Origin of the sequence: Mycobacterium pseudokansasii (assembly GCF_900566075.1) — a bacterium.
Lineage (GTDB): Bacteria > Actinomycetota > Actinomycetes > Mycobacteriales > Mycobacteriaceae > Mycobacterium > Mycobacterium pseudokansasii.
Genome location: NZ_UPHU01000001.1, coordinates 4,468,865 through 4,489,175 on the forward strand (window position 1 = coordinate 4,468,865; position 20,311 = coordinate 4,489,175).

The 20,311-nt window shown below is 62.3% G+C and carries 17 protein-coding genes and 2 rRNA genes; 1 reads left to right on the forward strand and 18 read right to left on the reverse strand.

Annotated elements, in window-relative coordinates:
- Positions 1-80: 80 nt before the first annotated feature.
- The 3 genes from EET10_RS20120 to murA all read right to left on the reverse strand — a co-directional run bounded on the left by EET10_RS20120 (position 81) and on the right by murA (position 6,540).
- Positions 81-3,187 (reverse strand): 23S ribosomal RNA (locus EET10_RS20120).
- Positions 3,188-3,469: 282 nt separating this feature from the next.
- Positions 3,470-4,998, reverse strand: a 16S ribosomal RNA gene (locus tag EET10_RS20125).
- The 16S and 23S rRNA genes sit together here, the layout of an rRNA operon.
- 285 nt (positions 4,999-5,283) lie before the next feature.
- Positions 5,284-6,540, reverse strand: coding sequence for a UDP-N-acetylglucosamine 1-carboxyvinyltransferase (murA, locus tag EET10_RS20130; protein WP_036400322.1), 1,257 nt, complete (start codon positions 6,538-6,540; stop codon positions 5,284-5,286).
- Positions 6,541-6,610: 70 nt separating this feature from the next.
- Here murA and EET10_RS20135 point away from each other — a divergent pair, with 70 nt between their 5' ends.
- Positions 6,611-7,207 (forward strand): cob(I)yrinic acid a,c-diamide adenosyltransferase, encoded by a 597-nt coding sequence (locus tag EET10_RS20135; RefSeq protein ID WP_063468500.1) that lies wholly within the window; start codon positions 6,611-6,613, stop codon positions 7,205-7,207.
- Between the two features lie 91 nt (positions 7,208-7,298).
- Here the strand turns inward: EET10_RS20135 and EET10_RS20140 are convergent, their stop codons facing one another.
- The 15 genes from EET10_RS20140 to rpmE all read right to left on the reverse strand — a co-directional run bounded on the left by EET10_RS20140 (position 7,299) and on the right by rpmE (position 20,172).
- Positions 7,299-7,742, reverse strand: a complete 444-nt coding sequence (locus EET10_RS20140) for a DUF2550 domain-containing protein (RefSeq protein ID WP_036400325.1) — start codon at positions 7,740-7,742, stop codon at positions 7,299-7,301.
- 7 nt (positions 7,743-7,749) lie between these two features.
- The gene (locus tag EET10_RS20145; RefSeq protein WP_036400326.1) at positions 7,750-8,115 is read right to left on the reverse strand and encodes a F0F1 ATP synthase subunit epsilon; all 366 of its coding nucleotides are present in this window, start codon (positions 8,113-8,115) and stop codon (positions 7,750-7,752) included.
- A 33-nt stretch (positions 8,116-8,148) separates the two neighbouring features.
- Positions 8,149-9,600, reverse strand: a complete 1,452-nt coding sequence (gene atpD, locus EET10_RS20150) for a F0F1 ATP synthase subunit beta (RefSeq protein WP_063468499.1) — start codon at positions 9,598-9,600, stop codon at positions 8,149-8,151.
- A gap of 28 nt (positions 9,601-9,628) precedes the next feature.
- Positions 9,629-10,546 (reverse strand): F0F1 ATP synthase subunit gamma, encoded by a 918-nt coding sequence (locus EET10_RS20155; RefSeq protein ID WP_036400327.1) that lies wholly within the window; start codon positions 10,544-10,546, stop codon positions 9,629-9,631.
- Between the two features lie 6 nt (positions 10,547-10,552).
- Positions 10,553-12,208: a F0F1 ATP synthase subunit alpha gene (gene atpA / locus EET10_RS20160; protein ID WP_063468498.1), complete on the reverse strand. Its 1,656-nt coding sequence runs from the start codon at positions 12,206-12,208 to the stop codon at positions 10,553-10,555.
- Between the two features lie 72 nt (positions 12,209-12,280).
- Positions 12,281-13,621 (reverse strand): F0F1 ATP synthase subunit B/delta, encoded by a 1,341-nt coding sequence (locus tag EET10_RS20165; protein WP_063468497.1) that lies wholly within the window; start codon positions 13,619-13,621, stop codon positions 12,281-12,283.
- A gap of 6 nt (positions 13,622-13,627) precedes the next feature.
- Positions 13,628-14,152 (reverse strand): F0F1 ATP synthase subunit B, encoded by a 525-nt coding sequence (locus tag EET10_RS20170; RefSeq protein ID WP_036400332.1) that lies wholly within the window; start codon positions 14,150-14,152, stop codon positions 13,628-13,630.
- Between the two features lie 10 nt (positions 14,153-14,162).
- Positions 14,163-14,408: a F0F1 ATP synthase subunit C gene (locus EET10_RS20175; protein WP_003406686.1), complete on the reverse strand. Its 246-nt coding sequence runs from the start codon at positions 14,406-14,408 to the stop codon at positions 14,163-14,165.
- 59 nt (positions 14,409-14,467) lie between these two features.
- Complete coding sequence (gene atpB / locus EET10_RS20180; protein ID WP_036400335.1) at positions 14,468-15,217, reverse strand: F0F1 ATP synthase subunit A; 750 nt, start codon at positions 15,215-15,217, stop codon at positions 14,468-14,470.
- Positions 15,210-15,686, reverse strand: a complete 477-nt coding sequence (locus EET10_RS20185) for an ATP synthase subunit I (RefSeq protein WP_036400339.1) — start codon at positions 15,684-15,686, stop codon at positions 15,210-15,212. The genes atpB and EET10_RS20185 overlap by 8 nt, the downstream gene beginning before the upstream one ends.
- Positions 15,687-15,913: 227 nt before the next feature.
- Positions 15,914-17,122 carry a UDP-N-acetylglucosamine--decaprenyl-phosphate N-acetylglucosaminephosphotransferase gene (gene rfe / locus EET10_RS20190; RefSeq protein ID WP_099187566.1) on the reverse strand — a complete coding sequence of 403 codons (1,209 nt, stop codon included), beginning with the start codon at positions 17,120-17,122 and terminating at the stop codon, positions 15,914-15,916.
- Positions 17,119-17,778 (reverse strand): L-threonylcarbamoyladenylate synthase, encoded by a 660-nt coding sequence (locus EET10_RS20195; RefSeq protein WP_036400342.1) that lies wholly within the window; start codon positions 17,776-17,778, stop codon positions 17,119-17,121. The genes rfe and EET10_RS20195 overlap by 4 nt, the downstream gene beginning before the upstream one ends.
- Positions 17,775-18,623, reverse strand: a complete 849-nt coding sequence (gene prmC, locus EET10_RS20200) for a peptide chain release factor N(5)-glutamine methyltransferase (RefSeq protein WP_036400344.1) — start codon at positions 18,621-18,623, stop codon at positions 17,775-17,777. Before prmC ends, EET10_RS20195 begins: the two co-directional genes overlap by 4 nt.
- Positions 18,620-19,693 (reverse strand): peptide chain release factor 1, encoded by a 1,074-nt coding sequence (prfA, locus tag EET10_RS20205; RefSeq protein WP_063468496.1) that lies wholly within the window; start codon positions 19,691-19,693, stop codon positions 18,620-18,622. Before prfA ends, prmC begins: the two co-directional genes overlap by 4 nt.
- Before the next feature lie 233 nt (positions 19,694-19,926).
- Positions 19,927-20,172, reverse strand: coding sequence for a 50S ribosomal protein L31 (rpmE, locus tag EET10_RS20210; protein WP_036400346.1), 246 nt, complete (start codon positions 20,170-20,172; stop codon positions 19,927-19,929).
- Between the last annotated feature and the right edge of the window lie 139 nt (positions 20,173-20,311).

Below are 20,311 nucleotides of genomic sequence, written 5' to 3' on the forward strand. Positions count from 1 at the left end.
TCTATGTAAATTTGTATTGGTGGGGGGTGTGGACCCACGGCTTACGCCGTGAGAGTGGAAAGTGGTTGCGATTTTTGTGTGTTGGTAAGTTTTCGGCCGGTTAGTGCCAGTTCCCTTCACTCATTGCTGAGCTTCCAGGTCTGACCTATCGAACCCGTGTTCTGCGGGGGGCCTTATCCCACCAAGTGGGTGAGAAGCCTGATCTTGGAGAAGGTTTCCCGCTTAGATGCTTTCAGCGGTTATCCTGTCCGAACGTAGCTATCCAGCGGTGCCCCTGGTGGGACAACTGGTGCACTAGAGGTTCGTCCGTCCCGGTCCTCTCGTACTAGGGACAGGTTTCCTCAAGCTTCTGACGCGCGCGGCGGATAGAGACCGAACTGTCTCACGACGTTCTAAACCCAGCTCGCGTGCCGCTTTAATGGGCGAACAGCCCAACCCTTGGGACCTGCTCCAGCCCCAGGATGCGACGAGCCGACATCGAGGTGCCAAACCATCCCGTCGATATGGACTCTTGGGGAAGATCAGCCTGTTATCCCCGGGGTACCTTTTATCCGTTGAGCGACACCCCTTCCACTCAGAGGTGCCGGATCACTAGTCCCGACTTTCGTCCCTGCTTGACTTGTAGGTCTCGCAGTCAAGCTCCCTTGTGCACTTACACTCGCCACCTGATTGCCGTCCAGGTTGAGGGAACCTTTGGGCGCCTCCGTTACATTTTAGGAGGCAACCGCCCCAGTTAAACTACCCGCCAGGCACTGTCCGTGAACCCGATTCAGGGTTCGACGTTAGGTGTCCAATACGATCAGAGTGGTATTTCAACAACGACTCCACCCCAACTGGCGTTGAGGTTTCACAGTCTCCCACCTATCCTACACAAACCGTACCGAACACCAATACCAAGTTGTAGTGAAGGTCCCGGGGTCTTTTCGTCCTGCCGCGCGTAACGAGCATCTTTACTCGTAGTGCAATTTCGCCGAGTCTATGGTTGAGACAGTTGAGAAGTCGTTACGCCATTCGTGCAGGTCGGAACTTACCCGACAAGGAATTTCGCTACCTTAGGATGGTTATAGTTACCACCGCCGTTTACTGGGGCTTAAATTCTCCGCTTCACCCTTGCGGGTTAACGGGTCCTCTTAACCTTCCAGCACCGGGCAGGCGTCAGTCCGTATACATCGTCTTGCGACTTCGCACGGACCTGTGTTTTTAGTAAACAGTCGCTTCTCACTGGTTTCTGCGACCGAATCCCGCTCCCACCGCAACGGTGTTCACGGTATTCCGGTCCCCCTTCTCCCGAAGTTACGGGGGCATTTTGCCGAGTTCCTTAACCATAGTTATCTCGTACGCCTTGGTATTCTCTACCTGACCACCTGTGTCGGTTTGGGGTACGGGCCGTGTGTGTGCTCGCTAGAGGCTTTTCTTGGCAGCAGAGGATCACCGAATTCGCCTCAATCGGCTATGCGTCACCTCTCAGGATTAGTGAGCGACGGATTTGCCTATCGCTCTCCCTACGGGCTTGCCCCAGTATTACCACTGACTGGTACGGCTGCCTTCCTGCGTCACCCCATCGCTTGACTACTACCAACGAAGGCTCCACGCAGCCCCAGACCTCCACGCCCCCGAAGGAGAGTGATCGATCCGGTTTTGGGTGGTTAGTACCGCTGATTCATCACGGGCGCCCACACACGGGTACGGGAATATCAACCCGTTGTCCATCGACTACGCCTGTCGGCCTCGCCTTAGGTCCCGACTCACCCTGGGCGGACTGGCCTGGCCCAGGAACCCTTGGTCTTTCGGCGGGCAAGGTTCTCACTTGCCTTATCGCTACTCATGCCTGCATTCTCACTCCCCCACCCTCCACCACCGGTCACCCGGCGGCTTCGCTGAATGAGGGACGCTCCCCTACCCAACCTTGCGGTTGTCGCGGCTTCGGCGGTGTGCTTGAGCCCCGCTACATTATCGGCGCACAATCACTTGACCAGTGAGCTATTACGCACTCTTTCAAGGGTGGCTGCTTCTAAGCCAACCTCCTGGTTGTCTCTGCGACTGCACATCCTTTCCCACTTAGCACACGCTTTGGGGCCTTAGCCGGCGATCTGGGCTGTTTCCCTTTCGACGTACGGAGCTTATCCCCCGCCGTCTCACTGCCACGCTATACACCACGGCATTCGGAGTTTGGCTGACGTCAGTAACCTAGTGGGGCCCATCGGCCATCCAGTAGCTCTACCTCCGTGGTGAAACACGCAACGCTGCACCTAAATGCATTTCGGGGAGAACCAGCTATCACGGAGTTTGATTGGCCTTTCACCCCTACCCACAGCTCATCCCCTCAGTCTTCAACCTAAGTGGGTTCGGGCCTCCACGCGGTCTTACCCGCGCTTCACCCTGGCCATGGGTAGATCACTCCGCTTCGGGTCCAGAACACGCCACTACACACGCTCGCGCGTGATACGCCCTATTCAGACTCGCTTTCGCTGCGGCTACCCCGCTCGGGTTAACCTCGCGACATGTCCCTGACTCGCAGGCTCATTCTTCAAAAGGCACGCCATCACCCCACGAAGGGGCTCTGACGGATTGTAGGCACACGGTTTCAGGTACTCTTTCACTCCCCTCCCGGGGTACTTTTCACCATTCCCTCACGGTACTATTCCGCTATCGGTCATCGAGAAGTATTTAGGCTTACCGGGTGGTCCCGGCAGATTCACAGCAGATTCCACGGGCCCGCTGCTACTCGGGAATTGATACAAGGCAGGTGCCGGGTTTTCACGTACCGGGCTCTCACCGTCTACGGCAGACCATCCCAGGCCACTTCCGTTAACCACGACACTTTCTGACTGCCCCTCAGCCGGGTAGAGCTGAGATGTATCGATCCCACAACCCCGCACGCACAACCCCTACCCGGTTACCCATGCGTGCGGTTTAGCCATGTTCCGCGTTCGCTCGCCACTACTGACGGAATCACTTTTGTTTTCTTCTCCTACGGGTACTGAGATGTTTCACTTCCCCGCGTTCCCTCCCGCACCCTATATATTCAGGTACGGGTAACACGACATCACTCGTGCTGGGTTTCCCCATTCGGAAATCCTCGGATCCACGCTCGGTTGACAGCTCCCCGAGGCTTATCGCAGCCTCCCACGTCCTTCATCGGCTCTCGATGCCAAGGCATCCACCATGCGCCCTTAGACACTTACAAACACTACAAAAACCAAAGAATAAAATTGCACAAAAGAACACGCCGCCACGAACGGCAGCGCATCCAGTTGATGCTCGCAACCACTATCCAGTTCTCAAACACCACACCCCACCACCAAGATGGTGGGACAACGACCCAGACAAGTCCGAGTTGTTGCCTCAGGGCCCAATAGTGTGTTGGTGATTCATTTACAGTTGCGCACCCGGCCCTCGTCCACTACAGACGAGAACCCCTCACGGCTTGCACCCCACCAATTGGAGTGCTTTTCGTGGTGCTCCTTAGAAAGGAGGTGATCCAGCCGCACCTTCCGGTACGGCTACCTTGTTACGACTTCGTCCCAATCGCCGATCCCACCTTCGACAGCTCCCTCCCGAGGGTTAGGCCACTGGCTTCGGGTGTTACCGACTTTCATGACGTGACGGGCGGTGTGTACAAGGCCCGGGAACGTATTCACCGCAGCGTTGCTGATCTGCGATTACTAGCGACTCCGACTTCACGGGGTCGAGTTGCAGACCCCGATCCGAACTGAGACCGGCTTTAAAAGGATTCGCTTAACCTCGCGGCATCGCAGCCCTTTGTACCGGCCATTGTAGCATGTGTGAAGCCCTGGACATAAGGGGCATGATGACTTGACGTCATCCCCACCTTCCTCCGAGTTGACCCCGGCAGTCTCTCACGAGTCCCCGGCATTACCCGCTGGCAACATGAGACAAGGGTTGCGCTCGTTGCGGGACTTAACCCAACATCTCACGACACGAGCTGACGACAGCCATGCACCACCTGCACACAGGCCACAAGGGAACGCCTATCTCTAGACGCGTCCTGTGCATGTCAAACCCAGGTAAGGTTCTTCGCGTTGCATCGAATTAATCCACATGCTCCGCCGCTTGTGCGGGCCCCCGTCAATTCCTTTGAGTTTTAGCCTTGCGGCCGTACTCCCCAGGCGGGGTACTTAATGCGTTAGCTACGGCACGGATCCCAAGGAAGGAAACCCACACCTAGTACCCACCGTTTACGGCGTGGACTACCAGGGTATCTAATCCTGTTCGCTCCCCACGCTTTCGCTCCTCAGCGTCAGTTACTGCCCAGAGACCCGCCTTCGCCACCGGTGTTCCTCCTGATATCTGCGCATTCCACCGCTACACCAGGAATTCCAGTCTCCCCTGCAGTACTCTAGTCTGCCCGTATCGCCCGCACGCTCACAGTTAAGCCGTGAGATTTCACGAACAACGCGACAAACCACCTACGAGCTCTTTACGCCCAGTAATTCCGGACAACGCTCGCACCCTACGTATTACCGCGGCTGCTGGCACGTAGTTGGCCGGTGCTTCTTCTCCACCTACCGTCAATCCGAGAAAACCCGGACCTTCGTCGATGGTGAAAGAGGTTTACAACCCGAAGGCCGTCATCCCCCACGCGGCGTCGCTGCATCAGGCTTGCGCCCATTGTGCAATATTCCCCACTGCTGCCTCCCGTAGGAGTCTGGGCCGTATCTCAGTCCCAGTGTGGCCGGACACCCTCTCAGGCCGGCTACCCGTCGTCGCCTTGGTAGGCCGTCACCCCACCAACAAGCTGATAGGCCGCGGGCCCATCCCACACCGCAAAAGCTTTCCACCACAAGGCATGCGCCAAGTGGTCCTATCCGGTATTAGACCCAGTTTCCCAGGCTTATCCCGGTGTGCAGGGCAGATTGCCCACGTGTTACTCACCCGTTCGCCACTCGAGTACCCCGAAGGGCCTTTCCGTTCGACTTGCATGTGTTAAGCACGCCGCCAGCGTTCGTCCTGAGCCAGGATCAAACTCTCCAAACAAAAACCCCTCGATAACGAGGCGAATTTACAATCAGAGATACCTGACAAGACGCCAAAAACTGGCATCTGAATATGCGACTACGCCTTCACACGGGGCGTGAACGGCGTAGCCAAAAAAACAACAACAAACAAATACACCAAACACACTATTGAGTTCTCAAACAACACGCTCACTTGTCTTCGCCCGCTTCGGGGCAACCCTGCCAGCTTAATACGATTCTGGCAGCTAGGTCAAGCCCCGGTTCCGGCCAACTTTTGCGAAGTGACCGGGCCCGTCGGACGCATCTAAGAGCATACCCTCTCGACCTCGGCTCCCAGACTGACCAGGTTCTCGACGAACAACGGATAGCCGCGGTCGATGTGGAAGACGTCGTGGACCTCGGTGTCACCATCTGCGACGAGTCCGGCCAGAACCAAGCCCGCTCCCGCCCGGATGTCCGAGCACCAGACTGGTGCACTGGATAGTTGTGGCAGGCCGCGCACCACCGCGTGGTGGCCGTCGGTGCGCGCATCGGCTCCCAGCCGGATCATCTCTTCGACGAACCGGAACCTCGCCTCGAACACATTCTCGGTGATCATGGACGTGCCGTCGGCGATCGATGCCAACGCGATCGCCATCGGCTGCAGGTCGGTCGGAAAGCCGGGGAACGGCAAGGTCGCAACATTGACGGCCTTAGGACGCTCGTACTGCACGATGCGAAAGCTGTCGTCGGTTTGGGTGACAGTAGCGCCCGCGTCGTGCAACTTGTGCAGCACCAGTTGAAGGTGCGACGGGTCGATGCCCGTCACGGTGATGTCGCCACGCGTCATGGCCGCAGCGATGCCCCAGGTGGCAGCGACGATGCGGTCCCCGATCACCCGATGCTCGGTGGGGTAGAGCCGTGGGACACCGGTGATCGTCATGGTCGGCGAGCCAGCGCCTTCCACCTGTGCGCCCATCTGATTCAACATCGTGCACAGGTCGACCACGTCAGGTTCCCGCGCCGCGTTGTGGATGGTCGTCACACCCTCGGCCAGCACGGCAGCCATCAAGATGTTCTCGGTAGCTCCCACCGAGGGGAACTCCAACTGAATCTCCGCACCGCGCAAGGTTTCCGCCTGGGCCACAACGCACCCATGCTCGATATTGCACCGCGCACCCAGTTGCCGCAGACCGGCCTGGTGCATATCCAGCGGTCTAGAGCCGATTGCATCGCCACCCGGGAGAGCGACCTTGGCCCGCTTGCATCGCCCGACCAAGGGTCCCAGCACGCAGACCGAGGCCCGAAACTGACGAACGGCGGCGAAGTCGGCGTCGTACTTCGGTTCGTCTGGTGAGGTAATGCGCGCGACGTCACCGTCGAGTTCAACGGTGGCACCCAAGCCACGCAGTACTTCCGCCATCAGCGGCACATCGAGGATGTCGGGGCAGTTGGTGATCGTGCTGGTGCCTTCGGCCAGCAGTGTCGCGGCCATAAGCTTGAGAACGCTGTTTTTCGCGCCTCCGACGGCGACTGCGCCTGACAACCGGTTGCCACCAGTCACCACGAATCGCTCCGCCACCCGGGTCAGTCTAGTGAAGCGCTATCGGCTTGTCAGTCAGCCAACCGAGTCGGCCCGGTACCGTCTTGCTATGGCTGTGCACCTGACCCGCATCTATACCCGCACCGGCGACGACGGAACCACCGGGTTGAGCGATTTCTCACGGGTCCCCAAAACGGACGCACGCCTGGTGGCGTACGCGGATTGCGACGAGGCCAACTCCGCGATCGGTCTGGCCGTGGCACTGGGAAACCCTGACCGGCAGCTGACGGACGTGCTGCGGCAGATCCAGAACGATCTGTTCGACGTCGGCGCGGATCTGTCAACTCCGGTGAAAGTGGAAGAATCCGCGCACCGCCCGCTGCGGATCACCCAGACCTATATCGATCGGCTCGAAGGATGGTGCGACACCTACAACGAGGCCTTGCCGGCGTTGAATTCTTTTGTACTGCCTGGCGGTTCACCGCTGTCGGCCCTGCTGCACGTCGCCCGGACCGTGGTACGCCGCGCCGAGCGATCGGCATGGGCCGCCGTGACCGCCCATCAAGAAGGGGTCAGCGTGTTGCCGGCGAAGTATCTGAACCGGCTTTCTGATCTGCTCTTCATTCTGTCCAGGGTGGCCAACCCCGGCGGTGACCTGATGTGGCGACCGGGCGGTGCCTCAAGCGGGGACAAGCCTGCGGGGTGACGCAGCGCGGCGATACCAGCGCTCTGACCTCACCGGCCATCGCAGCTACTGGCAGATCCATTCGGGCGGTTGAACTTTCAACGCCAACGAGCTAGATACTGCGACGTCGTGCGCGCGGTGACGGGCGCGACTCCAGCCACGACAGGAACGCGGTCAACGCGCCCTTGTCCAAGGCGATCTCGTACCCGGACCTGCGATCCTGGGTCGTGTCGCGCAGTTCCAGAACGACGATCTCGTCGGTCATGATGTCGAATTCGTCCCCGCGTGGCGCCCGCCGGGCCACGATCTCGACGCCTCGTCTACTGAGCCGCCGATCCGGCCACAAGCGCAGGCTGGACAACCGGTAAAAGGCGGCTTCGGCGCCGCGGTAGCGGATCACGCCGTGGTGCCAACCATGGCCTCCGACCGCAGGAATATCTCGCATGATCCCCGGCGTCCCACCCCGGCGTAGCTTCCATAACCGATAGCTCAGGGCGAGCACGGCTATGCCCAACAGGACGATGAGCACGACCATGCCGACCATGGGCGCGCTCATCGACGTGTCAGTCGATCGCGCCGATAGCGCGCAATCTCGCGCGCCCCCTGGCGGCGATCCGGGGATCCTCAGACTCGGCGTCCTGCTTGGCGGCGCTTTCGTCGATCTCCGACTCGAATGCCGCGGATTCGGCGAGAATGGTGACTCCGTCTTCGGTTACCGACATGAACCCGCCGTCGACCGCGACGCGGAGATCCTTGTCGTCCTCCCGCTCCAGGCGGACCATTGCATCATCGACCAACTGAGCCACCAGCGGAATGTGATGCGGCAGGATACCGATCTCACCAACGGTGGTGCGGGTGAAAAGAAACGTTGCCTTACCGGACCAGATCTTGCGGTCGACGGCGACGAATTCAACGTTCAATTCCGCCATGGCACATCACCTTTCGGCTCGGTCGGATGCTCGTTACAGCTTTGCACCGAGGCTTTCGGCTTTCTTGGCCAAGTCGTCGAGGCCACCGATCAGGAAGAAGGCCTGCTCGGGGACGTGGTCGAACTCGCCCTTGGTCAACCGATCGAACGCCTCGATGGTCTCCTTGACCGGGACCGTCGAACCCGGCTGACCGGTGAATTGCTCGGCCGCCATCATGTTCTGCGACAGGAAGCGCTCGATCCGCCGCGCCCGCCCCACCAGCTGCTTGTCCTCTTCGGACAGCTCGTCGATGCCCAGAATGGCAATGATGTCCTGAAGGTCCTTGTAGCGCTGTAGGATTCGAATCACCTCCTGAGCCACCCGGTAGTGCTCGTCGCCGACGACGCCGGGGTCAAGGATGGTGGAGCTAGACGCCAGCGGGTCGACGGCCGGGAAGATGCCCTTGGAGAACACCGCACGCGACAGCTCCGTGGTGGCGTCCAGGTGGGCGAACGTGGTAGCCGGCGCCGGGTCGGTGTAGTCGTCGGCGGGCACGTAAACCGCCTGCATCGACGTAATGGAACGTCCCCGCGTGGAGGTGATGCGCTCTTGCAGCTCACCCATCTCGTCGGCCAACGTGGGTTGGTATCCGACGGCAGACGGCATCCGGCCGAGTAGCGTGGAGACCTCCGAACCGGCCTGGGTGAACCGGAAGATGTTGTCGATGAACAGCAGTACGTCCTGGCCAGCCTCGTCGCGGAACCATTCCGCCATGGTCAACGCGGACAGCGCGACGCGCATACGGGTACCCGGCGGCTCGTCCATCTGACCGAAAACCAGCGCGGTGTCCTTGAGGACGTTGGCTTCCTGAAGCTCGACCCACAGGTCGTTGCCTTCGCGGGTGCGCTCCCCCACGCCGGCAAACACCGACGTACCACCGAAGTTGCGGGCGATGCGGTTGATCATCTCCTGGATCAGCACCGTCTTGCCCACGCCGGCGCCGCCGAACAGGGCGATCTTGCCGCCACGTACGTACGGGGTCAGCAAGTCGACGACCTTCAAACCGGTCTCGAGCATTTCGGTCCGCGGCTCGAGGTCCTCGAAAGCCGGCGGCTTGCGGTGAATCGACCAGTGTTCGAAGTCTTCTCCGTAGCCGGGCTCGTCCAGGCAGTCTCCCAGCGCGTTGAAGACGTGGCCCTTCACGGCTTCACCAACCGGTACCGAGATCGGCCTCCCGGTGTCGGTGACCTCGACACCGCGCACCAGACCGTCGGTGGGTTGCAGCGAGATGGTGCGCACCAAGCTGTCGCCGAGGTGCTGCGCCACCTCCAACGTCAGAGTTTTGGCGAGCGACTCGAAGTCGATCTGGGCGTGCAGCGCGTTGAACAGCTCCGGGACGGAGCCACGCGGAAACTCGACATCGACGACGGGCCCGGTGACCCGCACCACGCGGCCGCTGGTCTCCGAGTTGGTCGACTTGTCCGTTTTTTCGGCTGTAGCAGTCATAATTTTCTTCGCTTCCTGGTGGGGCTACCTAGCGGGCATCTGCGAGCGCATTTGCGCCACCGACGATTTCGCTGATCTCCTGGGTGATCTGGGCCTGCCGCTCACGGTTTGCCATCAGCGTCAGGGCCTTGATGAGGTCGTCGGCGTTGTCGGTGGCCGACTTCATCGCTCGCTGGCGCGATGCCAATTCCGATGCCGCGGACTCCAGCAGCGCCGCATACACCCGGGTGGTCAGGTACCGCGGCAGCAGCGACGCGAACAGCGTCGTCGCGTCCGGCTCGAAGGAATACAGGGCGTGCGGCGTTGGCTCTTCCTCGACGTATTCCACCACCATCGGGGCGATCCGGCGCGCCTCCGTCGACTGCGACAGCATCGACTTGAATTCGGTGTGGACAATGTGCAGCTCATCGACACCCTGCTCGTTGTCGGGTTGCTGGTCCTCGCCGGCGCCGGTGCCGGACATGAACGCATCCACCAGGGTCGAGGCGATCTCCGCGGCATTCTCATACTTGGGCTGCTCAGAAAAACCCGTCCATGACTCGGTGATGTCCCAGTGCCGAAACGTGAAGTAATTCAGCGCTTTACGTCCGACGATGTAGAGCACCGGCTGCTTACCTTCTTCCCGCAGCAGGGAGAACAGCTCCTCGGAGCGCCGGAATATGTTGGCGTTGTAGGCGCCGCAGAGGCCGCGGTCGGAAGACATCACCAGAACGCCAGCGCGTTTCGGTTCGGGTCGCTCGACGAGCAGCGGGTGGTCCAGCGCAGCGTCGTTGGCCAAGGTGGTGAGCATCCGCGTGATTTCGAGGGCGTAGGGCCGGGCAGACCCGAGCCGGGCCTGCGCCCTACCGATACGCGACGTCGCGATCAGCTCCTGGGCCTTGGTGATCTTCTTGATCGAGCCCGCCGAGCGGATCCGTCCGCGCAATTCGCGAAGTGTGGCGGCCATCGGTTGCTACTTCTTTTCCTTCTTCTCCGGCTTGGGCTTCTTGACTTTCACCGATTCCTTTTCCAGCTCTTCCTCATCCATGGCCTCGACATGCTCGTCGGGCACCACTGATCCGCCGCCCGATGGCGCGAAGCCCTTCTTGAAGTGGTTGATGACCTGGGTCAGCGCCTTCTCGGTCTCCTCGGTGAGCTTCTGGGTGTCGCGGATGGTGCTCAAGAGTTTCTCTTCGGAGGCCCGAATGTGGTCCAGCAGTTCGGTTTCGAACCGCCTGACGTCTTCGACCGGCACCGAGTCCAGATGACCGCCAGTACCCAGGAAGATCGAGATGACTTGCTCCTCCACCGCCATCGGCTGGTACTGCGGTTGCTTGAGTAGCTCGACCAATCGGGCACCGCGTTCCAGCTGCGCCTTGGACGTGGCGTCCAGGTCCGAGGCAAAAGCGGCAAAGGCCTCCAACTCGCGGTACTGCGAAAGGTCCAGCCGCAACGAACCGGCCACTTCTTTCATCGCCTTGATCTGTGCGGCGCCGCCGACGCGCGACACCGAGACGCCGACGTTGATGGCCGGCCGGACACCCTGGTTGAACAGGTCGGTCTCCAGGAAGCACTGCCCGTCGGTGATCGAAATGACGTTCGTCGGGATGTAGGCCGAAATGTCGTTGGCCTTGGTCTCGATGATCGGCAGGCCGGTCAGCGAGCCGCCGCCTAGGTCGTCGGACAGCTTCGCGCAGCGCTCCAGGAGTCGCGAATGCAGGTAGAACACGTCACCCGGATAGGCTTCGCGGCCGGGCGGGCGCCGCAGCAGCAATGAGATGGCCCGATATGCCTCGGCCTGCTTGGTCAGGTCGTCGAAGACGATCAACACGTGCTTGCCGTCGTACATCCAGTGCTGCGCGATGGCCGAACCAGTATAAGGAGCAAGCCATTTGAAGCCGGCGGAGTCCGACGCGGGCGCTGCCACGATGGTGGTGTAGTCCATCGCGCCACCCTCTTCCAGCGCACGCCGCACCGAAGCGATCGTGGTGCCCTTCTGCCCGATGGCGACGTAGACGCAGCGCACCTGCTTCTTCTCGTCACCGCTCTCCCAGTTCTCCCGCTGGTTGAGGATGGTGTCAACGCAGACCGCGGTCTTGCCCGTCTTGCGGTCACCGATGATCAGCTGACGCTGGCCCCGGCCGATCGGGGTCATCGCGTCGATAGCTTTGATGCCGGTCTGCAGCGGCTCTTTCACGCTCTGCCGCTGCACCACCGAAGGTGCCTGCAGCTCCAGTGCGCGCCGTGTCTCAGCTTCGATGTCGCCGCGGCCGTCGATCGGCTGGCCGAGCGGGTTGACCACCCGACCCAAAAACGCGTCGCCGACCGGAACCGAGAGCACTTCGCCGGTGCGCTTGACCTGTTGCCCTTCTTCGATGTTTTCGAAGTCACCGAGGATCACCGCGCCGACGCTGTGCTCATCGAGGTTGAGAGCCACGCCGAGGACTCCGCCCGGGAACTCGAGCAGCTCCTGTGTCATGACGGAAGGCAACCCTTCGACGTGTGCGATGCCGTCGCCGGCGTCCACCACGGTGCCGACCTCCTCGCGGGAGGTGTCCGAGGTGAAGGAGCCTACGTACTCTTCGATCGCGCTCTGAATATCATCGGCGGATATTGTCAACTCGGCCATGGCTTTTCGTCTTCCTACTTCGGTTTATGTTGACTAAGTTCGGGTTTCAGGCAGGCTTCGTCTAGAGGGTCTTCAGTCGGGCAGTTGAGCCTTGGCAGCGGCCAGACGGGACGAGAGCGTACCGTCAATCACCTCATCACCCACCGCGATCGACAGACCACCCAGCAGCTCCGGGTCGATTTGCAGCTGCACAGTCACGGGGTGACCGTAGATGCGGCTCAGCACCTCCGTAACGCGGGTGCGCTGCGCGGCGGTGAGCTCGGCCGCCGCGCTGACTTGCGCGACGACCTCGCCGCGGCGAGCCACCGCGACCTCGGCCAGCAGTAGCACCGCATCCTCGGCCGACTGACCTCGCAGCAGCTCGACCGTCTGGGCGAGCAACGAGGCCGCGATCGGATTGACGGCGCTGCCCGAGCGGTCGAGCACGTTGCGTAACAACCGGATACGGCCCTCGGCCGGTACGACGTAGTCGCCCAGCAGAATCGCCAGCCGCGGCTGTGCGTCCAGGATGCGCGAGAACCGGAATAGCAGGTCCTCGACCTCGTCGACCTGGCCCTCGCGGTCGGCGATTTCCAACAGCGCTTGCCGCGACACGTGCTCGATAGCGTCGATCAGATCGGAGTTCGCCGACCACCGTTCCGTGACGGCTGCCCGCAATACATCGAGTGCGGCATCGCCGACCTTGCCCGAGACCAGTCGCTCCAGTAACCGGACCCGGGGGGCCGCGTCCTCGGCGGGCACGGTGAGGTATCGCGTGACGACGATTTCCCGATCCAGCAAGTTGGCTACCGACACCAAGTCGTCGGCAAGCTTCGACAATCCTTCATTGTCAAGGCCTTTGGCGAGGGTGCCGAATTTGTCGACCAAGCTCTGCAGCGCCCGTCGGCTGGCCGATCGCATCTTCGCTGCCACCGGGTGCTCGACTTCTGCGGCCGCCGGCGCCATGGCGTCGAGTTCGTCGAGGAATCTGTCGACCGTGGCGGACTGCTGTGCCGAGTCGGCAACGTAGTTGCGCACCAACTCCCCTGCCTGGCGCACGGATTCGTGGCCGAGCTCCAGGCGAAGCTGACGGGTCAGCTGGGTGCGGAGCAACTCGACCTGACGAGCGCCCTGGACCTTGATGCGATCGGCGTCGACCTCGGCCTGGGCCCGCATTTGTTCGGTGATGCGCGTGGCGTCGGTTTTGGCCTCCTCGACGACTCGTTCGGCCTCCGCGGTGGCGGCTTCCACTGCCTTGCTGTGAGCCGTCGTGGACTCGGTGAGCCGGTCGGCCGCGGCGGCCGAATCAGCCAACTGCTGGCGTACGGTCTGCTGACGCGCAGTCATCAGGCGCCGCACGGGCGGCACAACGTAGCGCCACACCAGAAACACGATGGCCGCGAACCCGACCAGCTGTCCGATGAATGTCGACATGATCGGCTACCTCGTCGCGGCCGAGGTGGTGACGTCGACGCCCAGGATCCGACTGGCCAGCGTCGCCGACATCGTTCCCACATTGGCGCGTAGATCCAGTTCCACCGCATCCCTCTCGCGCTTGAGCTGCTCATTGGCCGTTTGCAACGTCGATGCCACTTCTTGTTCGGCACGGGCGCGCGCGTCTTCGATGGCCTTACGACCTTCGGCCCGCGCATTGTCGCGATGGGACGACGCCTGGACTCGGGCTTTGCTCATGGCCTCTTCGTAATCGGCTTGGGCAGCGGCGAACTGCTCGGCCGCCTTCTTGCTGTCGGCCAATGTCTTGGCCACCATGGCGTCACGTTCCCGCAATACCTTGAGGATTGGCGGCACGACGAAAGTGCCGATGACGCCGAGCACCACCAGGAAGATGGCCAGCACGAAGAAAAAGGTGCCGTTGGGAACGAGGAAGTTTTGGTTCTTGCCGCCTTCTTCCGCCCCCGACGCTGCCTGGCCAGCGGCCAGAACAATCGAGTTCAGGTCACCCATCACAGCCGAATTACTTGACGGGCGTGGCGAAGACGAACAGCGCCATGAACGCCAGATTGATGAAGTAGGCGGCCTCAACCAGACCGACGGTGATGAAGAACGGGGTAAACAGCCGTCCTTGTGCCTCGGGCTGACGGGCAACACCGGAGATCAGCGCGTTACCGGCGACGCCGTCACCGATACCGGCGCCGATCGCGCCACCGGCCATGATCAGTCCACCGCCGATGAGTGCGCCGGCAGCGATAGTGGGGTCCATTCCTTTATCCTCCTTGATGACTCTGGTTGCGGTTGACCAGATTTCGTTAGCAGTGCGGTTTAGTGATGTTCCTCAAGCTCCATCGCTTGGCTGAAGTACAGGATCGTCAGCAGAGCGAAAATGAACGCCTGGATGGCGCCGACGAACAAGTCGAACGATTTCCAGATCGCATTAGGCAACCACATGACATACGGCGGAAACAGCGCGATCAGCGCGACCAGGATGCCGCCGGCGAAGATATTGCCGAAAAGACGGAGCGACAACGAGATCGGCTTGGCGAGTTCTTCGACGACGTTGATCGGCGCGAGGATCGCCACGTGACCCTTGAGCAGCTTGATCGGGTGCCCGACGATACCCCGGCGCCAGATGCCGGCCGCGTGATAGCAGACGAAGACGAACAAGGCCAGCGCGAGCACGTAGTTGATGTCGGCAGCAGCCGGTTTGAGCAACTCGGTGGTCTGCCCGTTCTTGTCGGTGTACTGCACCGGGAGGACGGAGAGCCAATTGGAGATCAGGATGAACACGAAGATGGTCACCGCCAGCGGCAGCACGAACGGTGCGATCCGCATACCGATGGCGCCTTCGACCTGGTTGCGCATCTGGATGGTGATGGCCTCGAAGAACAATTGCACACCGCCCGGCACATCCGTCGACGTGACTTTCGAGCGCAGGTAGAACGCCAGCGCGATGACGATCACCGCGGCGATGGCCGTCGAAAGAACGGTGTCGGTGTTGACTGTCATACCGAGCCAGGTGGCGGTGTGGTGCTCGCCGACCTCGATCTGAGCGGCCAGGATCGACTCAGTCATCGCTGGGGCTCCTCACTTCCGTCCCTTCAGATGCCGTCAATACATCACCGTCTGAGCCCACGCCGGTGCGGAGCTTCTTCCAGACCGGCAGCGCGGTCGCTGCCACCAGCAACACCTGGAAGAGCGCGAGTCCGAACACCACCCCCAACCCGGCGGGCCGGAAAATGTAGGCCACGATCAGCCCGACAACGGTGATGATCGCCAGCCTCGACGCGGAGTTAAGGGCCATCGAACTCTTCAGCGGATGCTCTCTTGCGGTGATCGACTCGACCGAGCGCCGGACCAAGAGGGCGTTGAGCAAACCCAGCAGCAATCCGACACCCAAGAAAACCCCGACCATCAGGTGCCCGCCCAAGCCGGCGACGAGCATCGCCGCCGCGGTCAGCACAACGCTGATGACCAACAAGCGAACCGGGCGGAAAGCAACAGAGGGAAACACCAACGGCGCGTCCTGCGCTGGTGTCGTCACTGCAGCACCTCAATCCCGGGTAGACGGAGCGGAAAACGATCGATCGACTGAGCGGTGGCCCGCCGAGCGTATCGCAAGGGTCACGGTGGAATCACCCAAGGGGTAGCTCCCTGTGTCGGTCGTCGATCGGCGTGGTCGGATACCCATCCGACAGGCCGGGTGGCCGGCAGCCCGCGAGATTCTTTGCGGGGTTCTAGCAGCACCGTACCACAAGGTCAACGCCACTACTACTCGTCGTCGTAGTAGTCGTCGCGGCGGCGCAGCAGCGGGATCGCAGTCGCGATGCCGGCGATGACGATCGCGCCCAGCATCACCGCCGCGGTGTGGCGTGGGTCGAAGAAGATCGTGCTCGCCGCGCCGAATGCAACGATGCCCACCCACAGGTAGATCAGCAGCACCACCCGGCGATGAGAATGACCGATCTGTAGCAGGCGGTGGTGCAGGTGCATCTTGTCCGGACTGAAGGCGCTACGACCCGCACGGGTACGCCTAACGATCGCCAGCAGGAGGTCCAGCATCGGCACGAACATGACGGCCACCACAAGCAGAAACGGCGACAGCAGAGCAAACACATCACGAGCGCCGTAGGCGTTCTGCGAGATCGGGCCGGCTGCGGTGGTGGAGGCGGCAGCCAGCATCAGTCCGATCAACATGGAGCCGGAATCACCCATGAAGATCTTGGCCCGGTGAAAGTTGTGCGGCAGAAAGCCGAGGCATGCCCCGGCAAGCACCACCGAGATCACGGCAGGCGGATAAAACAGCACGTCACCGCCGTGGTCGCGGAGCAGGCCCACCGAGAACATGCAGATCGCCAGCGCCGTGATGAGGCCGAGCCCGGCCGCCAGCCCGTCGAGGCCGTCGACGAAGTTCATCGCGTTGACGATCGACACGGTCAACGCCAGGGTGAGCAGGATCGAGGACGCTTGGTCCAGCACGATGGTTCCGACGCCGCCCAGCGGGATGTAGAGGACACTCCACGCCACTCCCATGGTGACCAGCACACTGGCGGCGGTGATCTGACCGGCGAACTTGGTCAACGCATCAAGTCCCCAGCGGTCGTCGATCAGGCCGATCCCCATGATGACGGCACCCGCGACGAGCACGGCGGGCATGCCGGTGGAATAGACGAATCCGCGGGTAAGGGCGGGAAGCTGGGAAGCAAGGAAAACGGCGGCGACGACGCCGAGAAACATCGCCAGTCCCCCCATCCTGGGGGTCGGCGTCACGTGCACGTCTCTTTCGCGCGGATAGGCGACGGCGCCCAGCCGCGTCGCCAGCACCCGAACCGGCCCAGTCGCGAAATAGGTGACGATCGCCGCGGTCAGTCCCACCAGGGCGAGCTCACGCAGCGGGACACCGGCGCTGCGAACAGAAAGTGCGAGCAAACCACCGGCAAGGCTGGTCACATCGCTGGACACCTCGAGACCGTACTTCAAGCGATCAGGGTGGCCACGTCCACCCCGAGCACTTCGGCGATCCGTTCCGCGGTCACCGGGCCCGGCCGCAGAATGCGGGGGGAGGCGCCGGTCAGGTCGACGATCGTCGAGGCGGCCTGCTGTGCGGACGGCCCCCCGTCGAGATAGACGTCGACGCGGTCGCCGAGCTGGCGGCGCGCGTCGTCGGCGTCCACCGCCGCCGGTTGACCCGAGACATTGGCACTGGACACCGCCAGCGGCCCCGCCTCACGCAACAATTCGATGGCGACCGGGTGTAACGGCATCCGCAGCATCACGGTGCCGCGCGCATCGCCGAGATCCCACTGCAGCGATGGTGCTTGCACCACGACCAGGCTCAGGGCTCCGGGCCACAATGCGCGAATCAGCTCGCGCGCCCCGGGCGGCACCGAATAGACCAGTCCCTCGATCGTGTGCCAGGAGCCGACCAGCACCCCCACCGGCATATCGCGCCCACGTCCTTTCGCCGCGAGCAGCGCGTCGACCGCGGTGCGGTCGAAGGCGTCGGCGGCGACGCCGTAGACCGTGTCCGTCGGCATGACAACCAGCCGGCCCGCCTTGAGGGCCGCGACCGCAGCGCTGATTCCGTTGGAGCGCTGGCCGGGGTCGGCACAGTTGAACAGCTCGGCGGGCGTCATGATGTTTCCCGCCTGCCGGCCGTCACGAACCGGGGACGTCCAGCCAGGTCTTTGTGTGCCACTATGTTCTCGAAAAGGCCTGTGGTGCTGACGAATTCGACGGTCAATCTGGAAGTGGTGTCGTCATGCTCGACAGCCAACAGGCCGCCGGGACCCAGCCAGCGTCCGGCCAGCCGTACGATATGGGCAATCACCGCCATTCCGTCCGGGCCGCCGAACACGGCGTGCTGCGGATCATGTTGGGCTACTTCGGGTTCCACAGTGGCATTGTCTGGAACATAGGGCGGGTTGGCGATGACCAGGTCGACTTGCCGGTCCAGCTCGGGCAGTAGGGCGGGTGTGGCGATGTCGGCCCGGATCAGTTCGACGTTGCTGCCCTTGGTGTTAGTGCGGGCGTATTCCAAGGCCGCCTCGGAGTCGTCTACACCGATGATTCGCGCGGCCGGCCGGTGCCGGGCCAGGGCGACCGCCAGTGCGCCCGAACCGGTGCACAGGTCGACGATGAGCGCTCGCTGCGGAAGCGGTTGCGCGGTGGCCCACTCCAACATCGCCTCGGTCTCGGGACGCGGTATGAACACGCCCGGGCCCACACGCAACTCCACCGGGCCGAACGACACCGTCCCGGTCAGATGCTGCAGCGGCACCCGCCGCGAGCGGGCGGTGACGGCCTCGCGGTACTGCTCGAAGAACTCGTCACCCGGGGCGTGGTCAAGCAAGGCCAGCAAACCGCGCTCGGCGCCCGCCAGATGAGCGGCCAACTGCTCGGCATCCCAACGCGCGGAGTCGATCCCGGCTGCGGCCAGCAGGGCCGCAGCCGAGTCGATCGCGTGGCGTAGCGAGGTCATAACTGTTGTAGCCGGGCCTGCTTGTCTGCGGCGGCCAGTGCGTCGAACAGCGCATCCAGGTCGCCGTCCAGAACCTGATCGAGATTGTATGCCTTGTAACCGATTCGGTGATCGGTGATCCGGTTCTCCGGGAAGTTGTAGGTGCGGATGCGCTCGCTGCGGTCCACCGTGCGGATCTGGCTGGCCCGATCCGCAGACGCGTCTGCCAGCGCCTGCTCCTCGGCCATCGCTTGCAGCCGGGCGGCCAGCACCTGCAATGCGCGGGTCTTGTTCTGCAGCTGAGATCGTTCGTTTTGGCAGGTGACGACGAGTCCGGTGGGTAGGTGGGTGATCCGCACCGCGGAGTCGGTGGTGTTGACCCCTTGGCCGCCCTTGCCCGAGGACCGGTAGACGTCGATGCGCAAATCCGACTCGTCGATCTGGACTTCGCCCACTTCTTCGGGTTCCGGGTAGACCAGCACACCGGCCGCCGAAGTATGTACGCGCCCTTGGGATTCGGTCACCGGGACCCGTTGTACCCGGTGTACTCCACCTTCGAACTTCATCCGCGACCACACGCCGTCGGCCGAGTCACCCTTGCTTGCGATCGCCAGCGTGGCGTCCTTGTAGCCGCCCAGATCCGAGGTGGTCTCATCCAGTACGGTCACGGTCCAGCCGTGCCGTTCGGCGTAGCGTATGTACATCCTGGCCAGATCGGCGGCGAATAGCGCCGACTCCTCGCCTCCCTCACCGGATTTGACTTCGAGCACGATGTCGTCGGCGTCGTGCGGGTCGCGCGGCGCCAGCATGTCGCTGAGTTGGGCATCCAGTTCTGCTACCCGAGCCTCCAATTCGACGGCCTCTGCTACGAACGAGTCGTCGGAGGCGGCCAGCTCTCGCGCGGTTTCCAGGTCTTCCCGAGCGGCTACCAGTTTGCGGTGGGTCGCGACGATCGGTGCAAGCAACGCAAATCGGCGTCCGGCCTTGCGTGCCGCACCGGGGTTGCTGTGCAACTCCGGATCGGATAGCGCGCGCTCGAGGTCGGCATGTTCGGCCAAGAGGACGTCGATCGTGTGCACCGGTTGCGTCATGTCACACCTCCTGGCCAGCTCTGCACCATGCACCCGCGACGATTACGGGCCCGGTAGTCCGCGGGGAGTCTTCCCGCTCTGCCGGACCTGGGCGTATACCCGGTGAGGGCCGGGGCACCTGCCTCCCAGGGCAGTATCCCAAGCCGGCTGCGGGAAAAAACCGGGCAGTCACATACACGAACCGACGCCCGGCCTGTGCACCGGCTTGCACAGTTCGGGCGTCGGTAATCCGGCTACTTCGTGGCTGCGGCTTCGTCCTTGTCAGCCCCGACCTTGCGCTTGCCATAACGCCTTTCGAAGCGGGCAACCCGGCCGCCGCTGTCGAGGATCTTCTGCTTGCCGGTGTAGAACGGGTGGCACTGCGAGCAAACCTCAACCACGATGCGACCGCCCAACTTGGTGCTGCGAGTCTGAAACGTGTTCCCGCATCCACACACCACGGTGGTCTCCTCGTAGGCGGGATGAATGTCAGATTTCATGCTGTCCTCTTCGATCGTTGCCGCTGGTGCCCCCGGCGTTCGGTTGTGGCGGGTCAGGCCGAACTCGAGAACCTGAAGTGGTTCCGGTGGTCAAGCGACGATTATGCCAGCTCAATCACCATCAGCCCAAACACCGGGC